Source organism: Pseudomonas sp. NFX5 (genome assembly GCF_049132125.1).
Lineage (GTDB): Bacteria > Pseudomonadota > Gammaproteobacteria > Pseudomonadales > Pseudomonadaceae > Aquipseudomonas > Aquipseudomonas marginalis.
In genome coordinates this window covers 147,219-168,463 of sequence record NZ_JAFMZG010000028.1, presented here as the reverse complement: position 1 = coordinate 168,463, position 21,245 = coordinate 147,219, and the positions used below count along the sequence as shown (strand labels likewise).

The 21,245-nt window shown below is 61.5% G+C and carries 17 protein-coding genes; 13 read left to right on the top strand and 4 right to left on the bottom strand.

Translation table 11 applies throughout. The features are described 5' to 3' along the window. Window positions 1-86: 86 nt before the first annotated feature. From J1N02_RS17870 to J1N02_RS17845, 6 genes are all read left to right on the top strand, one after another. Window positions 87-1,484 carry an OprD family porin gene (locus J1N02_RS17870; RefSeq protein ID WP_027604856.1) on the top strand — a complete coding sequence of 466 codons (1,398 nt, stop codon included), beginning with the start codon at window positions 87-89 and terminating at the stop codon, window positions 1,482-1,484. Between the two features lie 80 nt (window positions 1,485-1,564). Next, complete coding sequence (locus J1N02_RS17865; RefSeq protein ID WP_027604857.1) at window positions 1,565-3,160, top strand: ABC transporter substrate-binding protein; 1,596 nt, start codon at window positions 1,565-1,567, stop codon at window positions 3,158-3,160. A gap of 76 nt (window positions 3,161-3,236) precedes the next feature. Continuing rightward, complete coding sequence (locus tag J1N02_RS17860) at window positions 3,237-4,247, top strand: ABC transporter permease subunit (protein WP_003215992.1); 1,011 nt, start codon at window positions 3,237-3,239, stop codon at window positions 4,245-4,247. A gap of 10 nt (window positions 4,248-4,257) precedes the next feature. Next, on the top strand, window positions 4,258-5,169 hold the full coding sequence (locus J1N02_RS17855) for an ABC transporter permease subunit (protein ID WP_027604858.1): 912 nt from the start codon (window positions 4,258-4,260) through the stop codon (window positions 5,167-5,169). Between the two features lie 10 nt (window positions 5,170-5,179). After that, window positions 5,180-6,148: an ABC transporter ATP-binding protein gene (locus tag J1N02_RS17850; protein ID WP_027604859.1), complete on the top strand. Its 969-nt coding sequence runs from the start codon at window positions 5,180-5,182 to the stop codon at window positions 6,146-6,148. Continuing rightward, complete coding sequence (locus tag J1N02_RS17845; protein WP_017138288.1) at window positions 6,148-7,119, top strand: peptide ABC transporter ATP-binding protein; 972 nt, start codon at window positions 6,148-6,150, stop codon at window positions 7,117-7,119. The genes J1N02_RS17850 and J1N02_RS17845 overlap by 1 nt, the downstream gene beginning before the upstream one ends. A gap of 119 nt (window positions 7,120-7,238) precedes the next feature. Here the strand turns inward: J1N02_RS17845 and J1N02_RS17840 are convergent, their stop codons facing one another. Together J1N02_RS17840 and J1N02_RS17835 are read right to left on the bottom strand one after the other, a co-directional pair. Beyond that, window positions 7,239-7,484 carry a hypothetical protein gene (locus J1N02_RS17840; RefSeq protein WP_027604860.1) on the bottom strand — a complete coding sequence of 82 codons (246 nt, stop codon included), beginning with the start codon at window positions 7,482-7,484 and terminating at the stop codon, window positions 7,239-7,241. Between the two features lie 133 nt (window positions 7,485-7,617). Then, window positions 7,618-9,201 carry a peptide chain release factor 3 gene (locus J1N02_RS17835; protein WP_027604861.1) on the bottom strand — a complete coding sequence of 528 codons (1,584 nt, stop codon included), beginning with the start codon at window positions 9,199-9,201 and terminating at the stop codon, window positions 7,618-7,620. A 331-nt stretch (window positions 9,202-9,532) separates the two neighbouring features. Here J1N02_RS17835 and J1N02_RS17830 point away from each other — a divergent pair, with 331 nt between their 5' ends. The 5 genes from J1N02_RS17830 to J1N02_RS17810 all read left to right on the top strand — a co-directional run bounded on the left by J1N02_RS17830 (window position 9,533) and on the right by J1N02_RS17810 (window position 14,547). Next, window positions 9,533-10,249 carry an ABC transporter permease gene (locus J1N02_RS17830; protein ID WP_027604862.1) on the top strand — a complete coding sequence of 239 codons (717 nt, stop codon included), beginning with the start codon at window positions 9,533-9,535 and terminating at the stop codon, window positions 10,247-10,249. 20 nt (window positions 10,250-10,269) lie between these two features. Beyond that, window positions 10,270-11,163 carry a glycine betaine ABC transporter substrate-binding protein gene (locus J1N02_RS17825; protein WP_027604863.1) on the top strand — a complete coding sequence of 298 codons (894 nt, stop codon included), beginning with the start codon at window positions 10,270-10,272 and terminating at the stop codon, window positions 11,161-11,163. 12 nt (window positions 11,164-11,175) lie between these two features. Further along, on the top strand, window positions 11,176-11,829 hold the full coding sequence (locus J1N02_RS17820) for an ABC transporter permease (RefSeq protein ID WP_027604864.1): 654 nt from the start codon (window positions 11,176-11,178) through the stop codon (window positions 11,827-11,829). Then, complete coding sequence (locus J1N02_RS17815; RefSeq protein ID WP_017138294.1) at window positions 11,826-12,983, top strand: betaine/proline/choline family ABC transporter ATP-binding protein; 1,158 nt, start codon at window positions 11,826-11,828, stop codon at window positions 12,981-12,983. The genes J1N02_RS17820 and J1N02_RS17815 overlap by 4 nt, the downstream gene beginning before the upstream one ends. 400 nt (window positions 12,984-13,383) lie before the next feature. Next, the gene (locus tag J1N02_RS17810; protein ID WP_014716890.1) at window positions 13,384-14,547 is read left to right on the top strand and encodes a type III PLP-dependent enzyme; all 1,164 of its coding nucleotides are present in this window, start codon (window positions 13,384-13,386) and stop codon (window positions 14,545-14,547) included. A 49-nt stretch (window positions 14,548-14,596) separates the two neighbouring features. Here the strand turns inward: J1N02_RS17810 and J1N02_RS17805 are convergent, their stop codons facing one another. Beyond that, a complete protein-coding gene (locus J1N02_RS17805; RefSeq protein WP_146476065.1) occupies window positions 14,597-15,346 on the bottom strand; it encodes a tetratricopeptide repeat protein in 750 nt (249 codons plus the stop codon). Window position 15,347: 1 nt separating this feature from the next. Beyond that, the gene (locus tag J1N02_RS17800) at window positions 15,348-16,028 is read right to left on the bottom strand and encodes a Fe2+-dependent dioxygenase (protein ID WP_027604867.1); all 681 of its coding nucleotides are present in this window, start codon (window positions 16,026-16,028) and stop codon (window positions 15,348-15,350) included. A gap of 206 nt (window positions 16,029-16,234) precedes the next feature. Here J1N02_RS17800 and J1N02_RS17795 point away from each other — a divergent pair, with 206 nt between their 5' ends. Together J1N02_RS17795 and J1N02_RS17790 are read left to right on the top strand one after the other, a co-directional pair. Beyond that, window positions 16,235-18,538, top strand: a complete 2,304-nt coding sequence (locus J1N02_RS17795) for a TonB-dependent receptor (RefSeq protein WP_421147536.1) — start codon at window positions 16,235-16,237, stop codon at window positions 18,536-18,538. A gap of 132 nt (window positions 18,539-18,670) precedes the next feature. Then, the gene (locus J1N02_RS17790; protein WP_421147535.1) at window positions 18,671-21,196 is read left to right on the top strand and encodes a PepSY domain-containing protein; all 2,526 of its coding nucleotides are present in this window, start codon (window positions 18,671-18,673) and stop codon (window positions 21,194-21,196) included. Window positions 21,197-21,245: the final 49 nt, after the last annotated feature.

The window sequence follows — 21,245 nt, the reverse complement described above, 5'->3', positions numbered from 1 at the left end:
GCAACAGCTTGATCGAGTTACACACCCAATAGCCGGATCACCAAAAAAGACCGGCATTAAAAAGAGAACCAAAGGAGCTTCAACCCATGAAACTGAGCAGCAAAGCGCTTCTGGCCTTGGCCATCAGCAGCATCACGGCCACCGCCTATGCTGAACCCGCCAGCCAGGACTTCGTCCCGACCACATTGGCCGGCGCCAGCGCCCAAAGCGAGGCCAAAGGCTTTATTGACGGTCAAAGCCTGGGCGGTACAACCCGTAACTGGTACTCCAGCGAGAAGAAATTCCGTGGCCAGCGTTTCTCCTATGAGAAACACAATCAGACGCGCACCGACGCAAACCGCACAAACTGGGTACAAGGCACCATCCTCAATTACTCCTCGGGCTTCACCCAAGGCACCGTGGGGGTGGCGACCGAAGTCGCGGCTTACAACGCCGTGGTCCTGGACCGCAGCAAGCGTGATATCAAGGGCGGTTCCAACCGTACCCTGGCTGACTCCGACGGCGATGCAGTAGGCCAGTGGAGCAAACTGGGCCTGGCGAACGTCAAGTTCCGCGTGTCCAACACCACCTTGACCGCCGGTCGCCAGAACTTCAGCAGCGGAATCGTCGATACCATCGGCAACCGTGCCCTGCCTTCGAGCTTCGAGGGTGTGAGCTTCAACAGCGAAGAGTTCAGCAACTTGTCGTTCCAGGGCGGCATCTTTGATCGCGTTTCGCCGCGTACCGAACAAAGCCTGTCGAAATTCCGTTCCGAGTACGGCAATGGCCAGGAAACCGACAAGGTCAAGACCCTGGGCTTCAACTACCAGCCGTTCAAGAGCCTGAAAACCAGCGTGTTCGCCGCTAACGTCGAAGACTTCTGGAACCAGTACTACTTCGGTGCCACCCACGAATTGGGTGATGCACAGACCCTGGCACTGACCACCGGCCTGAACTACTACAAAACCACCGACACCGGCAGCAAGAAGATGGGCAACATCGACAACGACACTTACTCGTTGTCCCTGGGGCTGACCCACCAGGCCCACAGCCTGACCTTCTCGTACCAGGAAGTTAACGGTGACGAGTACTTCGACTACCTGCACGAAACCAACGGCATCTACCTGGCCAACTCCCTGACCTCCGACTTCAACAGCCCGAACGAGAAGTCCTTCCAGATCGCCTACGGCATCAACATGGCCGAATACGGCGTGCCGGGCCTGAAGTTCAACGTCTACTCGGCGCGCGGCTGGGGCATCGACGGTACTCACTACAACGGTACCGCCTACGGTGAAGCCGGCGCTTCGCGTAGCGACCTGCGCTTGATGGACGGCGAGAAACACCAGGAATACGGGGTTGGCACGTCCTACGCGATTCAGAGCGGCCCACTCAAGGCCACCACCATCCGTGGCACCTACGTGACTCACCGCGCCAGCGCACAACAGGCTGACGGCAACATCAAAGAGTTCCGCCTGGTCACCACCATCCCGTTCAACATTCTTTAACTAGCACCAGGTAGACGGCAGGCTCAGGACGAGCCTGCCGTCTACGCTTGTCTGGTCCCATCGATTGCAGAGGGCTCTGAATGAAAATGCTCCCGCTACAAGCTGCCGTTGCCGCTGCGCTGTTAAGCGTGGCTATCGGCGTATCGGCCAAACCCCTGGTGGTCTGCACCGAAGCCAGCCCGGAGGGTTTTGACCCGGTCCTGTACACCACGGCCGTCACCGCCGATGCCGCCGCCGAAACCATGTTCAACCGCCTGGTGGACTTCAAGCCCGGCACCACCGAGATCGTGCCAGCGCTGGCCACTTCCTGGGAAATCAGTGACGACGGCCTGACCTATACCTTTCATCTGCGCGACGACGTCAAGTTCCACACCACCGACTACTTCAAACCCACGCGCAACATGAATGCCGACGACGTGCTCTGGAGCTTCCAGCGTCAACTGGACCCGAAACACCCGTGGCACAACAAATCCAGCGTGGGCTACCCGTACTTTGAAAGCATGGGCTTCAAGGAACTGCTCAAGAGCGTGGAGAAGACCGATGACCATACCGTCGTCTTCACCCTGACCCGCCCTGAGGCACCGTTCCTGGCCGATGTCGCGATGCCGTTCACCGCCATCCACTCCGCCGAGTACGCCGACAAGCTACTTGCCGCCGGCAAGACCGAAGAGCTCAACAGCAAGCCGATCGGCACCGGCCCGTTCATTTTCACACGCTACCAGAAGGACGCTCAGGTGCGCTTCAAGGCCAACCCGGAGTACTTCCGTGGCAAGCCTCCGGCCGATCCGTTGATCCTGGCCATTGCGGTCGACAACAACGTGCGCCTGCAGAAGCTCAAGGCCAACGAATGCCAGATCGCGCTGTATCCCAAGCCTGACGACCTTCCCAGCATCAAGAAAGACCCGAACCTGAAGGTCGCCGAACTGGCGGCGATGACCACCGCATACACCGCCCTGAACACCACCCACAAGTACATGAGCGACGCGCGGGTGCGTCACGCGATCAACATCGCGTTCGACAAGAAAGGCTACAACGAATCCCTGTATGGCAAAGGCAACGCCGTGGATGCCACCGGCCCGTATCCGCCGACCCTGCTGGGCTTCAACGACAAGCTGAAAAACCCTGAACGCGACCTGGACAAGGCCCGTGCCCTGCTCAAGGAAGCCGGTGTGCCGGAAGGCACCGAGTTCACCCTGTTCACCCGTAACGGCGGCGGCCCGACCAACCCGAACCCGATGCTGGGCGCCCAGCGCATGCAGGCAGATCTGGCGCAGATCGGCCTGAAGGTCAATATCAAGGTCATGGAATGGGGCGAAATGCTCAAGCGCGCCAAAGCCGGCGAGCACGACATGGTTTCCGCCGGCTGGGCCGGTGACAACGGCGATCCGGATAACTTCCTTACGCCGAACCTGAGTTGCGATGCAGCGAAAAACGGCGAAAACTACGCCCGCTGGTGTAACAAAGAGTTTCAGGACTTGATCGATAAGGCCCGCGCCGACGCTGAACCCCAGCAGCGGGCCGCACTCTATCAACAAGCCCTGGAGGTTTTCGACAAGGACCAACCGTGGATTCCCATGGCGTACCCGAAAATGTTCACCGCCATGCGTAAAAACGTCGAGGGTTATACCCAAAGCCCTCTGACGAACAATAACTTCGCCACCACCCAGGTGAAGTAAATAAGAGAAACGCTCGGCGCCGCCCACCAGGACGGTGCCGAACCTGCCTAACCGGCTGATTGAGGTACACCACAAGATGTTTAGTTTTATTGCCCGCCGACTGGGGTTATTGATCCCCACGTTTTTCGGCATCACGTTGCTCACGTTTGCGTTGATACGCATGATCCCTGGCGACCCTGTCGAAGTCATGATGGGCGAGCGGCGCGTCGACCCCGAGATGCACGCACAGGCAATGGAACGCCTCGGCCTTAACAAGCCGCTGTACGCGCAATACCTGGACTACGTCGGCAAGCTCGCCCACGGCGACCTTGGCGAATCCCTGCGTACCCGCACCAGCGTGTGGACCGAGTTCACCGCCCTCTTCCCGGCGACCCTGGAACTGTCCATGGCCGCCCTGTTGTTCGCCGGCATCCTGGGCCTGTTGGCCGGGGTGATCGCGGCACTCAAGCGAGGATCCCTGTTCGACCACGGGGTGATGGGCATCTCCCTGGCGGGCTATTCGATGCCGATCTTCTGGTGGGGCCTGATCCTGATCATGTTCTTCTCCGTGAGCCTGGGCTGGACCCCGGTGTCCGGACGTATCGACCTGCTCTACGACATCGAGCCGCGCACCGGCTTCATGCTGATCGACACCCTGCTGGCTGACGAGCCGGACGCATTCTGGGATGCGCTGCACCACCTGATCCTGCCGGCCATCGTGCTCGGCACCATTCCGTTGGCAGTGATCGCGCGGATGACCCGTTCATCCATGCTCGAAGTGCTGCGTGAAGACTACATCCGCACCGCCAAGGCCAAGGGCCTGTCGCCGGCGCGCGTGGTGTTCGTGCACGGCCTGCGTAACGCACTGATCCCGGTACTCACCGTGGTCGGCCTGCAAGTCGGCACCCTGCTGGCCGGTGCGGTGCTGACCGAAACCATCTTCTCGTGGCCCGGCATCGGCAAATGGCTGATCGAAGCCATTGGCGCACGGGACTACCCGGTGGTGCAAAACGGCATCCTGCTGATCGCCTGTCTGGTGATCCTGGTGAACTTCGTGGTGGACATCCTCTACGGCTTCGCCAACCCACGCATCCGTCACCAGCGCTGAGATCATGACCATGACCACACCTACTCAAGTGTCAGCAGTCGATCAAAGCCTGCTGTACCCGTCGCCGTACAAAGAATTCTGGCAAGCCTTCTCCAAGAACAAGGGCGCGGTTGCCGGCCTGCTGTTCATGTTGCTGATCGTGTTCTGCGCGATCTTCGCCCCCTGGGTAGCGCCGCATAACCCCAGCGAGCAATACCGCGATTTCCTGCTCACCCCACCGTCGTGGCTGGAAGGCGGGCAGATCCAGTTCCTGCTCGGCACCGACGAACTGGGCCGCGACCTGCTCTCGCGCCTGATCCAGGGCTCGCGCCTCTCGTTGCTGATCGGCTTGTCGTCGGTAGTGATGTCGCTGATCCCGGGCATCCTGCTGGGTCTGTTCGCCGGTTTCTTCCCGCGCCTGCTCGGCCCGACCATCATGCGCCTGATGGACATCATGCTGGCCCTGCCCTCGCTGCTGCTGGCGGTTGCCATTGTCGCGATCCTCGGCCCTGGCCTGATCAACACCGTGATCGCCATCGCCATCGTGTCGCTGCCGTCCTACGTACGTCTGACCCGCGCTGCGGTGATGGGCGAGCTGAACCGTGACTACGTGACTGCCGCCCGCCTCGCCGGCGCCGGCCTGCCCCGCCTGATGTTCATCACCGTGCTGCCTAACTGCATGGCACCGCTGATCGTGCAGGCGACCCTGAGTTTCTCTTCGGCGATCCTCGATGCCGCGGCCCTGGGCTTCCTTGGCCTTGGCGTACAACCGCCAACCCCGGAGTGGGGCACCATGCTGGCTTCGGCCCGTGACTACATCGAACGCGCCTGGTGGGTGGTGAGCCTGCCTGGCCTGACCATTTTGCTCAGCGTGCTGGCAATCAACTTGATGGGTGACGGCCTGCGCGATGCGCTGGACCCGAAACTCAAGAACGCCGCCTGAGGAGATTCCCATGTCACTGTTAGAAATCAAGAATCTCAATGTGCGCTTCGGCGACAAGACCGCCGTGCCGGTGGTCGATGGCCTCGACATTGCCGTCGACAAGGGCGAAGTCCTGGCCATTGTTGGCGAGTCGGGCTCGGGTAAATCCGTGACCATGATGGCGCTGATGGGGCTGATCGAGCACCCTGGCATCGTCACCGCCGACGCCCTGAACTTCGACGGCAAGGACATGCTCAAGCTGAGCAACCGCCAGCGCCGCCAGATCGTCGGCAAAGACCTGGCGATGGTGTTCCAGGACCCGATGACCGCGCTGAACCCCAGCTACACCGTGGGTTTCCAGATCGAAGAAGTGCTGCGCCTGCACCTGAAAATGTCCGGCAAGCAAGCCCGCAAGCGCGCCATCGAGTTGTTGGAAAAAGTCGAGATCCCGGGCGCCGCCAGCCGTATGGACGCCTACCCGCACCAGTTGTCCGGCGGTATGAGCCAGCGTGTGGCCATCGCCATGGCGATTGCCGGCGAGCCGAAACTGCTGATCGCGGATGAGCCGACCACCGCGTTGGACGTGACCATCCAGGCGCAGATCATGGAACTGCTGCTGGCCCTGCAGAAAGAGCAGAACATGGGCCTGGTACTGATCACCCATGACCTCGCGGTCGTGGCAGAAACCGCCCAGCGCGTGTGCGTGATGTACGCCGGCCAAGCCGTGGAAGTCGGCCAGGTGCCGCAGTTGTTCGATATCCCGGCGCACCCGTACAGCGAAGCGCTGCTCAAGGCGATCCCCGAGCACAGCCTCGGCGCCACGCGCCTGGCCACGCTGCCGGGTATCGTGCCCGGCCGCTATGACCGCCCGCAGGGTTGCCTGCTGTCGCCACGCTGCCCGTATGTGCAGGAAAGCTGCCGTGCCCAGCGGCCCGGCCTTGATCCGAAAAGCAACAGCCTTGCGCGCTGCTTCTACCCCTTGAACCAGGAGGTGGCGTAATGGCCGTCGTTCTTACCGCCCGCGACCTGACCCGTCATTACGAAGTGTCCCGTGGTCTGTTCAAGGGCCATGCGCTGGTACGCGCGCTTAATGGTGTGTCGTTTGAACTGGAAGCCGGCAAGACCCTCGCGGTTGTAGGCGAGTCGGGTTGCGGCAAATCCACCCTGGCCCGTGCGCTGACGCTGATTGAAGAGCCATCCTCGGGCTCGTTGAAAATCGCCGGCCAGGAAGTCGCCGGTGCCGACAAGGCCCAGCGCAAGCAATTGCGCAAAGACGTGCAGATGGTGTTCCAGAGCCCGTATGCCTCATTGAACCCACGCCAGAAGGTCGGTGATCAGCTGGGCGAGCCGCTGCTGATCAACACCAACCTGTCCGCCGCCGAACGCCGCGAGAAAGTGCAGGCGATGATGAAGCAAGTGGGCCTGCGCCCTGAGCATTACCAGCGCTACCCGCACATGTTCTCCGGTGGCCAGCGCCAACGCATCGCCCTGGCCCGCGCGATGATGCTGCAACCGAAAGTGCTGGTGGCGGATGAACCGACCTCGGCGCTGGACGTGTCGATCCAGGCCCAGGTGCTCAACCTGTTCATGGACCTGCAGCAGGAATTCAACACGGCCTACGTGTTCATCTCCCACAACCTGGCGGTGGTGCAGCACGTTGCCGACGATGTGATGGTGATGTACCTCGGTCGCCCGGTGGAGGTGGGCCCCAAGGAAGACATCTACGCGCGCCCCCTGCATCCGTACACCCAGGCGCTCCTCTCGGCCACCCCGACCATTCATCCGGATCCGAACAAACCGAAGATCAAAATCGTTGGCGAGTTGCCCAACCCACTGAACCCGCCGCCGGGCTGCGCGTTCCACAAGCGCTGCCCGTATGCGACGGCACGTTGCAGCAGCGAGGAGCCGCAACTGCGCGCCTTGGATAACCGCCAGGTGGCTTGCCACTACGCGGAGCAGTTCGTTGCCTGAGTAAAACAGCTGCTACGGAACATCAGATTAAAAATGTGTAAGCAGTGATACAGCGTTCTACAGCCCTTCCCGTCAGGTTGCGCATCAGCCTGGTGGGAGGGGCTTTCTTTTGGATGCAATTAACTGTCGCCGTCATCGTAGGTTTCGCTGTCTTCCCCTTCGTTGTAGGGGTTTTCTGCGTCCTCTTTTGGCGCAGGCTGGGCCTGGGGTTGCCAACTGCCGGAGTTGACCTCGTTCTGCTTTTTCTTGGTGACCGGCCCCGTGTCTTTCCACTGCGGCGCTCCTGCGCCCGCCAGTGCCGGAAGGGGCGCCAGCCCCAGGACGGCCAGCAACACCAGAGGGATGGCGCGTTGAGCATTTCGCACGGTGATCTCCTTTGCAGTCGGTGGTTAAACGCTAGACCCGATGCCGGATTCTCGCCAATCCCATGCCTGGAGGAGAAAAAAATGTGGGAGGGGGCTTGCCCCCTCCCACATTTTGTTTTGCGGCGCTCAGACCTTAGTGGTGCTCGCGGGTCGCGCGGAATTTCACATCCGGCCAGCGCTCTTCCATCAGCGCCAGGTTGACCCGGGTCGGGGCCAGGTAGGTCAGGTGACCACCGCCGTCGAGCGCGAGGTTTTCCACGGCCTTGTTGGAGAACTCTTCCAGCTTCTTCTTATCGGCGCATTCGATCCAGCGCGCGGAGTACACGGTGATCGGCTCGTAGGAGCATTCAACCTTGTATTCCTCTTTCAAGCGGCTGGCGACCACATCGAACTGCAGCACACCCACGGCGCCGAGGATGATGTCGTTGCTGCGCTCGGGGAAGAACACCTGGGTAGCGCCCTCTTCCGCCAGTTGCTGCAGGCCTTGGCGCAGTTGCTTGGATTTCAGCGGATCGCGCAGGCGCACGCGACGGAACAGTTCCGGGGCGAAGTGCGGGATACCGGTGAAGCCCAGCGTTTCGCCTTCGGTGAAGGTGTCGCCGATCTGGATGGTGCCGTGGTTGTGCAGGCCGATGATGTCGCCGGCGTAGGCCTCTTCGAGCTGTTCACGCTCGGAGGAGAAGAACGTCAGGGCGTCGCCGATGCGCACGTCCTTGCCGGTGCGCACATGGCGCATCTTCATGCCTTTTTCGTACTTGCCCGAGCAGATGCGCATGAAGGCAATACGGTCGCGGTGCTTGGGGTCCATGTTCGCCTGGATCTTGAACACGAAGCCGGTGAATTTCTCTTCCACCGGTTCCACGGTGCGCTCGTTGGCGACACGGGCCAGCGGCTTCGGTGCCCAGTTCACGACAGCGTCGAGCACGTGGTCGACGCCGAAGTTGCCCAGGGCGGTCCCGAAGAACACCGGGGTCAGCTGGCCGTCGAGGAATTCCTGCTGGTTGAACTCGTGGCAGGCGCCCTGAACCAGTTCCAACTGATCGACAAAGCGGTCGTACTCGTCACCCAGGTGGGCGCGGGCTTCGTCGGAGTCGAGCTTTTCGATGATTTTCACATCGGTGCGCTCGTGGCCATGGCCGGCGGTGTAGACAATGATGTAGTCGTCGGCCAGGTGGTACACGCCCTTGAAGTCGCGGTAGCAACCGATCGGCCAGGTGATCGGCGCAGCCTTGATCTTCAGGACGGCTTCGATTTCATCCAGCAATTCGATCGGGTCGCGGATATCACGGTCGAGTTTGTTGATGAAGCTGACAATCGGCGTATCACGCAGCCGGCATACGTCCATCAGCGCGATGGTACGTGGCTCGACGCCCTTACCGCCGTCGAGGACCATCAGCGCCGAGTCCACCGCGGTCAGGGTGCGGTAGGTGTCTTCGGAGAAGTCTTCGTGGCCCGGGGTGTCGAGCAGGTTGACCATGTGGTCGCGATACGGGAACTGCATGACCGACGTGGTAATGGAAATACCCCGTTGTTTTTCCATTTCCATCCAGTCGGAGGTGGCATGGCGGTCGGATTTGCGCGATTTCACCGTGCCGGCCACTGCGATCGCCTTGCCCATCAGCAGGAGCTTCTCGGTGATGGTGGTTTTACCGGCATCGGGGTGGGAAATAATGGCGAAAGTGCGGCGTTTCGCGACTTCGGCGGCCTGGTGGGTCATGGGAAATCGCCTGGCAGGTGAGTCAAAAAAGGGCGGCGAGTATAGCGCAAACCGCAGGTGCCGGACCACCGTTCACCCCATTGGGGGTGGCTAAATGCTGCCAAGTATGGAACCTTTTAAAAGGTAGAGACGTCCACTCCCCTGCTACCGCACTCGTAACAGGGGCTGAAAAATCAGCAAGTTAGCCTGACGAGGCTGCGCTCATGGCTCGATTTGATACCGCGTTGCCGGTATTGGCGAGCTGCTTTTCGCGACCCTATTCGCCGACAGCCAGGAATGGCATTGCCGCTCGGAAATGTGGTCGCCGACAAAAGAAAAAAGGAGTCCGCCTGTGGCTATTCGCTATGGCAAAGGGCTGATAGGAGGAGTGGTTGTCGTCGCTCTCCTGGCCCTGCTGGTCCACTGGATCGGCATCAACACGATCGAACTGTACCGCGACGATTTGTTGTTTTACCTGCAAGCTCATTTGATCCTGGTTCTAGTCTCCATGCTGGCCGCCCTCGTTGTGGGCATCCCCGCCGGTATCCTGCTCAGCCGACCGAACATGGTCGGGCGCGCAGAACGCTTCATGCAGATCTTCAACATCGGCAACACCGTCCCCCCCCTGGCCGTACTGGCCATCGCCCTCGGCGTCCTCGGCATCGGCAGCGGCCCGGCCATCTTCGCGCTGTTCCTCGCCTCCTTGTTGCCCATCGTGCGCAACACCTACGAAGGCCTCAAAAACGTTCAAGGCTCGCTGAAAGAAGCCGCCACCGGCATCGGCATGACCCCGCGCCAGGTGCTGTTTCGCGTCGAATTGCCGAACGCCGTGCCGATCATCATCGGCGGTGTGCGCGTGGCCCTGGCGATCAACGTCGGTACCGCGCCGCTGGCGTTCCTGATCGGTGCCAATAGCCTGGGCAGCCTGATTTTCCCCGGCATCGCCCTGAACAACCAGCCGCAACTGCTGCTCGGCGCCGCGTGCACCGCGTTGCTGGCGTTGCTGCTCGACGGCCTGGTAACCATGGCCAGCCGCCTCTGGCTGGAACGCGGGTTGCGTCCGTCTTAAGGCTTGGCAAAGGAATACACATGAAAAAAATCACCTTGATACTGAGCTGCGTCCTGCTGTTTGCAGGTCTTGCGCAAGCTGCCGAAAAACCCGTGATCCGCATTGGCGCGCGGGTGTTCACCGAACAGACCCTGCTGGCCGAAATCACCTCCCAGTACCTGCGCACCAAGGGCTATGACGCCCGCGTGACCGGCGGCCTGGGCAGCAACCTGGCGCGCAGTGCCCAGGAAAGCGGGCAACTGGACCTGATCTGGGAATACACCGGCGTGTCGCTCGTGGCCTATAACCATGTGGACGAGAAGCTCGACAGCGAACAGTCCTACGCCCGAGTGAAAGAGCTCGACGCGAAAAAAGGCCTGGTCTGGCTGTCGCCGTCGCGCTTCAGCAACACCTACGCCCTGGCACTGCCCGAGAAAGTGGCCGAGGAGCATCCAGAGATCAACAGCATCAGCGACCTCACCAACGCCATGGCAGGAGACACCAAGGAACACCGCCTGGTGGCCCTGGACACCGAGTTCGCCAACCGCTCCGACGGCCTCGCCGGCATGGTCAAGCTGTATGACATGAACCTGACGCGCAAAAACACCCGGCAGATGGACGCGGGCCTGGTCTACACCGCCCTGCGTAACGGCCAGGTGTTTGCCGGCCTGGTCTACACCACCGACGGTCGCCTCAACGCGTTCAAATTGAAGCTGCTGGCCGACGACAAGCACTATTTCCCGGACTACACCGCCGCCCCCGTGGTGCGCCAGGTTTACCTGGACGCGCACCCGCAGCTGGCCGCAGACCTTGCGCCACTGGCCGCGCTGTTCGACGACAAGACCATGCGCGAGTTGAACGCGCGGGTCGACGTCGACCATGAAAGCCCATCCGCTGTTGCCGCCGATTTCCTGCGCCAACATCCGATCAACTAAGAAGGAGAAGACATGGAATTCCTGAACGCCTTTTCCCATCTTGATTGGGCCCAGGTCCTGCACCTGACCTGGCAGCACATCACCCTGGTCGGTATCGCGGTGATCCTGGCGATTGTCGTCGGCGTGCCCCTCGGCGTGCTGATGACCCGCTTCCCGACCCTCGCCGGCCCGTTGCAAGCCAGCGCCACGGTGCTGCTGACCGTGCCGTCCATCGCCCTGTTCGGCCTGCTGCTGCCGTTCTACTCCAAATTCGGCCAGGGCCTGGGGCCGATGCCGGCGATCACCGCCGTGTTCCTCTACTCCCTGCTGCCGATCATGCGTAACACTTACCTGGCCCTCACCGGCGTCGAACCGGGCATCCGCGAAGCCGCCAAAGGCATCGGCATGACCTTCGGCCAGCGCCTGCGCATGGTCGAACTGCCCATCGCCGTGCCGGTGATCCTCGCCGGCGTGCGTACCGCCGTGGTGATGAACATTGGCGTCATGACCATCGCCGCCACCATCGGCGCCGGTGGCCTGGGTGTACTTATTCTGGCTTCCATCAGCCGCAGCGACATGTCGATGCTGATCGTCGGCGCCGTGCTGGTCAGTCTCCTGGCCATCTTCGCCGACCTGCTTCTGCAATGGCTGCAACGCTCGCTGACTCCAAAAGGACTGCTCAAATGATCGAACTTCAAAACCTGACCAAGACTTTTCAAAGCAACGGCAAAACTGTTTCGGCCGTGAACGACGTAAGCCTGACCGTCAACGAAGGCGAGATTTGCGTGTTCCTCGGCCCTTCGGGCTGCGGCAAGAGCACCACGCTGAAAATGATCAACCGCCTGATCAAGCCGACCTCGGGCAAGATCCTGATCAACGGCGAAGACACCACCGACCTCGATGAAGTGACCCTGCGTCGCAACATCGGCTACGTGATCCAGCAGATCGGCCTGTTCCCGAACATGACCATCGAGGAAAACATCGTGGTCGTGCCCAAGCTGCTGGGCTGGGACAAGCAGAAATGCCACGACCGCGCCCGCGAGTTGATGAGCATGATCAAGCTGGAACCCAAGCAGTACCTGCATCGCTACCCGCGTGAACTGTCGGGCGGCCAGCAACAGCGTATCGGCGTGATTCGTGCACTGGCGGCGGACGCGCCGCTGCTGCTGATGGATGAGCCGTTCGGCGCGGTCGACCCGATCAACCGCGAGATGATCCAGAACGAGTTCTTCGAGATGCAACGGGCGCTGAACAAGACCGTGATCATGGTCAGCCACGACATCGACGAAGCCATCAAGCTGGGTGACAAGATCGCCATCTTCCGCGCCGGCAAGCTGCTGCAGATCGATCATCCGGACACCCTGCTGGCCCATCCGGCCGACGAGTTCGTCAGCAACTTCGTGGGCCAGGACAGCACCCTCAAGCGCCTGTTGCTGGTGAAGGCTGAAGATGCGGCGGACAACGCCCCATCGGTGAGCCCGGAAACCCCGGTGGCCGATGCCCTGGAGCTGATGGACGAAACTGACCGCCGCTATGTGGTAGTCACGTGCGCCGAGAACAAGGCGCTCGGCTATGTACGCCGTCGCGACCTGCACCGTCAGACCGGTACCTGCGGCCAGTACCTGCGCGAGTTCAACGCCACGGCGGCGTATGACGAGCATTTGCGCATCCTGTTGTCGCGCATGTACGAGTTCAACCGCTCGTGGTTGCCGGTGATGGATGCGGAGCGGGTGTTCCTGGGTGAAGTGACCCAGGAGTCGATTGCCGAGTACCTGAGTTCCGGTAAGTCCCGTGGGGGCAAGACCAGCATTGTCTCCCCCGCCGAGACCGCCCTGGCCTGATCTTATGTGGGAGGGGGCTTGCTCCCTCCCACATTTGGTCCCGCGATCTGTCAGGGAAACACCTTCAATTATCCCCATCCGGGGAACATCATTCCGTCACACGTGTCGGTTACATAAGTAGCTGCGCGCGGTCCCGCGACGAACGCGTGCAAAAACGCGACATTTTTAGTTGATCTATGGCCCCTCACGTCCTAAAGTTCGCGCCGAACGTCCATGCTGGAAACGATCCATCCGGCTCAAGTACTGACGACGAGACAGCAAGGCCAAGGGAAGCGACTATTCCCATGGCCTTTTTGCTTTCGGCGACATGCCTTGGGAAGTAGGCGAACCAAAGTGGGGATACGGAGGACGTTCATTTGCACCCATTGATCAATTTAGTTTGCCCTTAGGAGTTCCCAGCATGTCGATCAACGTCGAAGATTATTTCGCGCGCGCCACTTTTGACAAAATGAAGGCGTTCGCCGACAAACAGGAAACCCCGTTCGTGGTGATCGACACCGCGATGATCAGCCAGGCCTACGATGACCTGCGCGCCGGTTTCGAATTCGCCAAGGTGTATTACGCGGTCAAGGCCAACCCGGCCGTGGAGATCATCGACCTGCTGAAAGACAAGGGCTCGAGCTTCGACATCGCCTCGATCTACGAGCTGGACAAGGTCATGGACCGCGGCGTCAGCGCCGACCGTATCAGCTACGGCAACACCATCAAGAAATCCAAGGACATCCGCTACTTCTACGAGAAGGGCGTGCGCCTGTTCTCCACCGACTCCGAAGCCGACCTGCGCAACATCGCCAAGGCCGCGCCGGGTTCGAAAGTGTATGTACGTATCCTCACCGAAGGCTCGACCACGGCTGACTGGCCTCTGTCGCGCAAATTCGGCTGCCAGACCGACATGGCCATGGACCTGCTGATCCTCGCTCGTGACCTGGGCCTGGTGCCCTACGGCATTTCGTTCCACGTTGGCTCGCAGCAACGCGACATCAGCGTGTGGGACGCGGCAATCGCCAAGGTCAAGGTGATCTTCGAACGCCTGAAGGAAGAAGACGGCATCCACCTCAAGCTGATCAACATGGGCGGCGGCTTCCCGGCCAACTACATCACCCGCACCAACAGCCTGGAAACCTACGCCGAAGAAATCATCCGCTTCCTCAAGGAAGACTTCGGCGATGACCTGCCGGAAATCATCCTCGAACCAGGCCGTTCGCTGATCGCCAACGCCGGCATCCTGGTCAGTGAAGTGGTATTGGTTGCCCGTAAATCCCGTACCGCCGTCGAGCGCTGGGTGTACACGGATGTGGGCAAGTTCTCCGGCCTGATCGAAACCATGGACGAAGCTATCAAGTTCCCGATCTGGACCGAGAAGAAAGGCGAGATGGAAGAAGTGGTCATCGCCGGCCCGACCTGCGACAGCGCCGACATCATGTACGAAAACTACAAGTACGGCCTGCCGCTGAACCTGGCGATCGGTGATCGCTTGTACTGGCTGTCGACCGGTGCCTACACCACCAGCTACAGCGCGGTTGAGTTCAATGGCTTTCCGCCGTTGAAGTCGTTCTACGTGTAAGACGCCCGCACACAAGAAACCCATGACATGTCATGGGTTTTTTTATGCCTCAGGCAAGGCTCACGGCCCGTTGGCGGAAGGCCTCGGCCAGCGCTCGAACCCGCGGATCACTCGCCGCCGCCAAGGCCGTGTGGGCTGTTCGCAGGAACTTCAGATTTCCGCCCGCCAGCGCCTTGCGCAACCACTCCAGCGCCGCCTCGACCTGGCCCCTGTCGGCCAACACCGCCGCGTAACTGAACTGCCCGCGAAAATCCCCGGCCTCGGCTGAGCGTCGATACCACTCCACAGCCGCCTCCAGGTCCCTCGGGCAAACCTGAGCGTCTTCCAGGTAGCGCCCCAGCAGGTTCATCGACTTGGCATGCCCCTGTTCTGCGGCTTGCCGATACAGGGCCAGCGCGTGCTGCGGGTTCTCGGCAACACCCCGGCCCGTCGCCAGCAGATTGGCATAGTTGTACTGGCCCCAATCCAATCCCGCGTCTGCCGCCAAACGGTATTCCCGCGCAGCCGCCGCTTCGTCGATGGCACACCCCCAGCCATGCTCCAGGCAACGCCCGGCCATATTGCGCGCCATTAAATGCCCGCCCTGCGCCGCAATCTGGAACCACCGCAGCGCCAGCGCTTCGTCGCGCGCAATACCGCGGCCTTCCAGCAGGATTTGCCCGAGCAAGGCCTGGGCATCCACCACGCCCTCCTTGGCCGCGATCAGAATCGCCTGGGCCGCGCGCACCGGCGAGTCGTCGAGCATGCCCTGCAATTGCTCAACGTTGAGCACTTCTTCGCGGCGCAATAAAAAGCCCATGTCAGACCTCGACCCAGCGACGCAACAGGTTGTGATAGGTGCCGGTGAGCTGGATCAACCCAGGGTGGTCGGGTACATCACGGCTCAATTGCTGGATGGCGCCGTCCATCTCGAACAGCAGGGTGCGCTGGCTGTCTTCGCGCACCAGGCTTTGGGTCCAGAAAAACGCGGCATACCGCGCACCTCGGGACACGGCGTTGACTTTGTGCAGGCTGGAGCCTGGGTACAGCACCATATCGCCGGCCGGCAACTTCACGCGCTGCAGGCCGAAAGTGTCCTGGATCTCCAGTTCGCCGCCGTCATAGTCATCCGGATCGCTGAAGAACAGCGTAGACGACAGGTCCGTGCGCACCCGTTCATGGCTGCCCCTGGCCTGGCGCACGGCATTGTCGATATGGAAGTCGAAGCTGCCACCGGCCGTGTAGCAATTGAGCAGCGGCGGGAAGACCTTGTGCGGTAACGCCGCTGACATAAACAGAGGATTTTTCCACAACCGTTCGAGCATTGCCGCGCCGATCTCCTTGGCCAGCGGGTGGCCTTCGGGCAATTGCAGGTTGTGCTTGGCTTTGGCGGACTGGTGCCCGGCGGTGATTTTGCCATCGGCCCAATCGGCGGTTTCCAGGGCGTGGCGGATGCGCTGCACTTCCTCGCGAGAGAACAGGCCGGGAATGTGCAGCAGCATGGGGCAATACCTGTAGGCAAAGAGGCGCCAATGGTATTGATTCTTATCCGCCCTGTAAAACGCCGGAGACGAACGAGAGCGTAAAAACCGTAAGGCAAAAGTGTAAAGAATGTAAATTCAGCGCGAATAGTAATGTATCGCAATTGATAGAAAGTCTTGTTCACCCTATATTCCGCGGCCTCACCTCCTTGCGGAAAGGACACGTCATGTCGCGCACCACCACAAAAACACCTGTTGGCTCACCCCGCATGCTGGCTTCGGCCATCGGCGTTGCGCTCAGCGCCAGCTCTGTCGCCCATCTGGCGCAGGCGGCCGAAGACACTGAACAAAAAGGCCAGCGCAACAGCATCGCCCTCGGCGCCACCAGCATCACCGGCGAAGAACAGGACAACACCGCGTACCAGGTCGAAAAAGCCTCTTCGCAAAAATACACCGCGCCGCTGGTGGACACGCCGCGCTCGGTGACCGTGGTGCCACAACAAGTCCTCAAGGACACCGCCGCCACCTCGTTGCAGGATGCCCTGCGCACCGTACCGGGGATTACCTTCGGCGCCGGCGAGGGCGGCAACCCCCAGGGCGACCGTCCATTCATCCGTGGTTTCGACGCCCAGGGCGACACCTACCTGGACGGCGTGCGCGACACCGGCGGCCAGAGCCGTGAAATTTTCGATATCGAGTCCATCGAAGTCAGCAAAGGCCCGAACTCCTCCTTCGGCGGTCGTGGCTCGGCCGGTGGCAGCCTCAACCTGGTGAGCAAGACTCCGCAAGCCCGGGACTTCACCAACGGCGGCTTCACTTACGGTTCCGACCAGACCCGCCGCTATGTACTCGATGTGAACCGTCAGTTCCTCGACGACAGCGCCGCGTTCCGCCTGAACCTGATGAGCCACGAACAGAACGTGGCCGGCCGTGACGCGGTCAATTACGACCGCTGGGGCGTGGCCCCATCGCTGACCTTCGGCCTGGGCACGCCGACCCGCGTCAACCTCAGCTACTACCATATGGAAAGCAATGACCTGCCGGATTCGGGCATTCCGTATGGCTACAGCTCTTCGACCGCCACCACTCATACGCACGACAAACCCACCGACGGCGGCGACAGCAATAACTTCTACGGTCTCAAGGACCGTGACTTCCGCAAGACCCGCGCGGACATCAGCACGTTCTCCATCGAGCACGACCTGAACGACGACATGACGCTGAAAAACACCCTGCGCCATGGCAGCACCGGTCAGGACTACGTGCTCACGCAGCCGGACGATAGCCAACGCAACGTCAACCGTTTCGGCACGGTGTGGCGTCGCGCGAACACTCGCGTCTCCACCACCACGACCACCACCAACCAGACAGATCTGTTCGGCAATTTCCAGGCGCTTGGCTTCAAGCACAGCTACTCCACCGGCCTGGAATTCACCGGCGAAGAAACCCGCGTCAGCGGTTACACCGTCACACCGAACAGCAACCCGACGTGCACCGTGGCCGGCGGCGGCCGGGGTGGACAGTGCACCTCGCTGAGCAACCCGAATCCGGACGACGCCTGGACCGGCAGCATCGCGCGCAATTACAACGGCACCAACACCAAGGCCACCAGCCGTGCCGCCTATGTGTTCGACACCATCGAACTCGATCCGAAATGGCTGCTGAACGTCGGCCTGCGCTACGACACCTTCGACACCGAAGCCAACACCAACGCCGTACCGACCTCGACGGTCAGGGCGCGCAGCAAGGTCAAGGACGACAGCCAGTTCTTCAACTGGCAGGCCGGCCTGGTCTGGAAGCCTTTGGAGAACGGCAGCATCTACACCTCCTACGCGACCTCGGCCTCACCGGCAGGTGGACTGGTGGGCGAAGGGGTCGACAGCAATGCGATTCCTACCGGCATCAACACCAGCGACCTCAAGCCCGAAGAAACCGTCAACTACGAACTGGGCACCAAGTGGGACCTGTTCCACAACCGCCTGTCCCTGTCTGCCGCAGTGTTCCGTACCGAGAAGAAAAACACCCGCATCCTGGTGGACTCCAACACCTACGAAACGGCAGGCGAGTCGCGGGTCGATGGCCTGGAACTGTCCGCCAGCGGCAAGATCACCGAACAGTGGCAAGTCTTCGCCGGCTACAGCTACCTGAAAGCCGAGCTGGTTGACCCAGGCAAAAACGGCAACCGCCAGGGCGTCGTCCAGGCCGGTTCCAACAAAGGCAACCAAATGCCCAACACGCCGGAGCACTCGTTCAGCCTGTGGACCACCTATAACGTGACCCCGAAGCTGACCATCGGCGGTGGCGCGTTCTACGTCGATCAGGTTTACGGCGATGCGGCCAACACCGTGTATGTGCCCTCCTACACCCGCTACGACGCCATGGCCAGCTATAAGCTGAGCAAAAACGTCGACCTGCAATTGAACGTGCAGAACCTGACTGACAAGACCTATTACGACAAAGCCTACGCCTCGCACTTCGCCAACCAGGCGGCGGGCCGCACGGCGCTGCTGTCCACAAGCTTCCACTTCTAAACGGTCAGCAGCCCACAAAGCCCCACGCATCGGATGCGTGGGGCTTTTGCGTGTCAAACAGAATGTTTCTCGACAACCCACGGCATAATGCGCGCCGTGCCCTACATATTCAGATAGACGAGGCGGTCCGACGTGTTGAAGAAAACCCTGTTCCAGTTGCACTGGTTCTTCGGCATCACTGCCGGGCTGGTGCTGGCCTTGATGGGGATCACCGGGGCTGCGGTCTCGTTTCAGGATGAGATCCTGCGGGCGCTCAACCCAAGCGTGTTGAGCGTGGAGAAACGCGAAGCCGGCGTGCTGCCGCCCGCCGAGCTGGTGCGCAAGCTGGAAGCCACCGAAGGCAAGACCGTGTCCATGCTGTGGGTGGAAAGCGAAAGCGGCAACGCCGCCCGCGTGTTCTTCACCCCGCCGCCGGGTGAGCGCCGTGGCCAGATGCGCTATTTCGACCCCTACACCGGCGACTACATGGGCGATGCGGTCGGCCAGGATGTACTCGGCTTTATCCTGCAACTGCACCGCTTCCTGGCCATGGGCGAAACCGGCCGGCAGATCACCGGCGCCTGCACGCTGATCCTGGTGTTCTTCTGCCTGTCCGGCCTGTACCTGCGCTGGCCGCGCCAGGTTGCCAACTGGCGTGCCTGGCTGACGCTGGACTGGCGCAAAAAGGGCCGCAGCTTCAACTGGGATTTGCATTCGGTGTTCGGCACCTGGTGCCTGCTGGCCTACCTGCTGGCGGCACTGACCGGCCTGTCCTGGTCCTACGACTGGTACAGCCAGGGCCTGACCAAACTGCTGTCCGACGCGCCGCAGAATGAACGGATGCGCAAGCGCGGCCCACCGCCCGCAGGCCCGGCACCAGTGGCCAACTACGACGCGATCTGGAGCAGCATCTACAGCAACGCCGGCCCAGGCTTGAGTGCCTATAACATCCGCATGCCGGCCGTCGCCGGGCAACCCGCCATTGTCTATTACCTGCTCAAAGACTCCCCCCACGACCGCGCACTGAACCAGATCAACCTGGACCCGGCCACCGGCGAGGTCAAATCCCATGACACGTACGCCGGCAAAACCTTCAAGTCGCAGTTACTCACCAGCATCTACGCGCTGCACACCGGCAGTTATTTCGGCCTGGCGGGGCGCATTATCCTCACCGTCAGCTCGCTGCTCATGCCGTTGTTCTTCATCACCGGCTGGCTGCTGTACCTGGACCGTCGGCGCAAAAAACGCCAGGTACGCGACGCACGCAAAGGCCTCAGTGCCAACCACAGTGATGCCCCGGCCTGGCTGATCGGTTTTGCCAGCCAGAGCGGGTTTGCCGAGCAACTGGCCTGGCAGACCGCCGGACAATTGCAGGCGGCTGGCCTGCCGGTGAAGGTGCAGCCTCTGGGCAGTGTCAGCCAGGACGACTTGCGCCAGTCGGAAAATGCGCTGTTCGTAGTCAGCACCTTCGGCGACGGCGAAGCCCCCGACAGCGCCCGCGGTTTCGAGCGCAGCGTGCTCGGCCAGGATCTGTCACTCAAAGGCCTGAACTACTCGGTGCTGGCCCTGGGTGATCGCCAGTACCAACACTTCTGTGGCTTTGCCCGGCGCCTGCATTTCTGGCTGACCCACCAGGGCGGTAACCCACTGTTCGCCCCGGTGGAAGTGGACAGCGGCGACAGCGCCGCCCTGCTGCACTGGCAACAACAGCTTGGACAGCTGACGGGCCAGGCACCCGTCGCCGCCTGGCCGACCGCCCAGTATGAAAACTGGACGCTGAGCCAGCGCACCCTGCTCAACCCCGGCAGCGCCAGCTCGGACGTCTACCTGCTGGGCCTCACATCGCCATCGAAACAAAACTGGCTGGCCGGCGACCTGGTGGAAATCCTGCCGCGCAATTGCCCGTGGGCCATCGAGCACTTCCTCGAAGGCCTGGGGCTGATCGGCACTGATGGCGTGCTGATCGACGGCCTGCCACACACCCTCAACCAGGCCCTTGCGACCCGCCAACTGCCGGACAACCGGGCGCACCTGGTCGGCCTGCACGCTCAAGCGCTGGTGAACGCGCTCGCACCCCTGGGCATGCGCGAATACTCCATCGCCTCGATCGCCAGCGACGGCGTGCTGGAATTGATCGTGCGCCAGGAACGCCACCCCGACGGCAGCCTGGGTGTGGGCTCGGGCTGGCTCACCGAACATGCGGCCATTGGCTCGGCAATCAGCCTGCGCCTGCGCCGCAACAGTGGCTTCCACCTGCCGGAGGCGCCGGTGCCATTGATCCTGCTGGGTAACGGCACCGGCCTGGCCGGTTTGCGCAGCTTGCTCAAGGCGCGCGTTGCCGATGGCCAGCAGCGCAACTGGCTGCTGTTCGGCGAACGCACCCTCGCCCACGACTACCTGTGCCGGGACGAGCTGCAAGGCTGGCTGGCCAGTGGTGACCTGGCCCTGCTGGACCTGGCGTTTTCCCGGGATCAGGAGGAGAAAATCTACGTGCAGGACCGCCTGCGCGAATCCGCCGATGTCCTGCGTAAATGGCTCGCGGACGGCGCGGCGATTTATGTGTGTGGCAGCTTGCAGGGGATGGCGACGGGCGTGGACCAGGCGCTGGTCGACATCCTCGGGAATGAGACAGTGGAGCGCTTGATCGAACAGGGGCGCTACCGCCGGGATGTCTACTGATGTGATCCAATGTGAGAGGGGGCTTGCCCCCTCCCACATTTAGATTGCA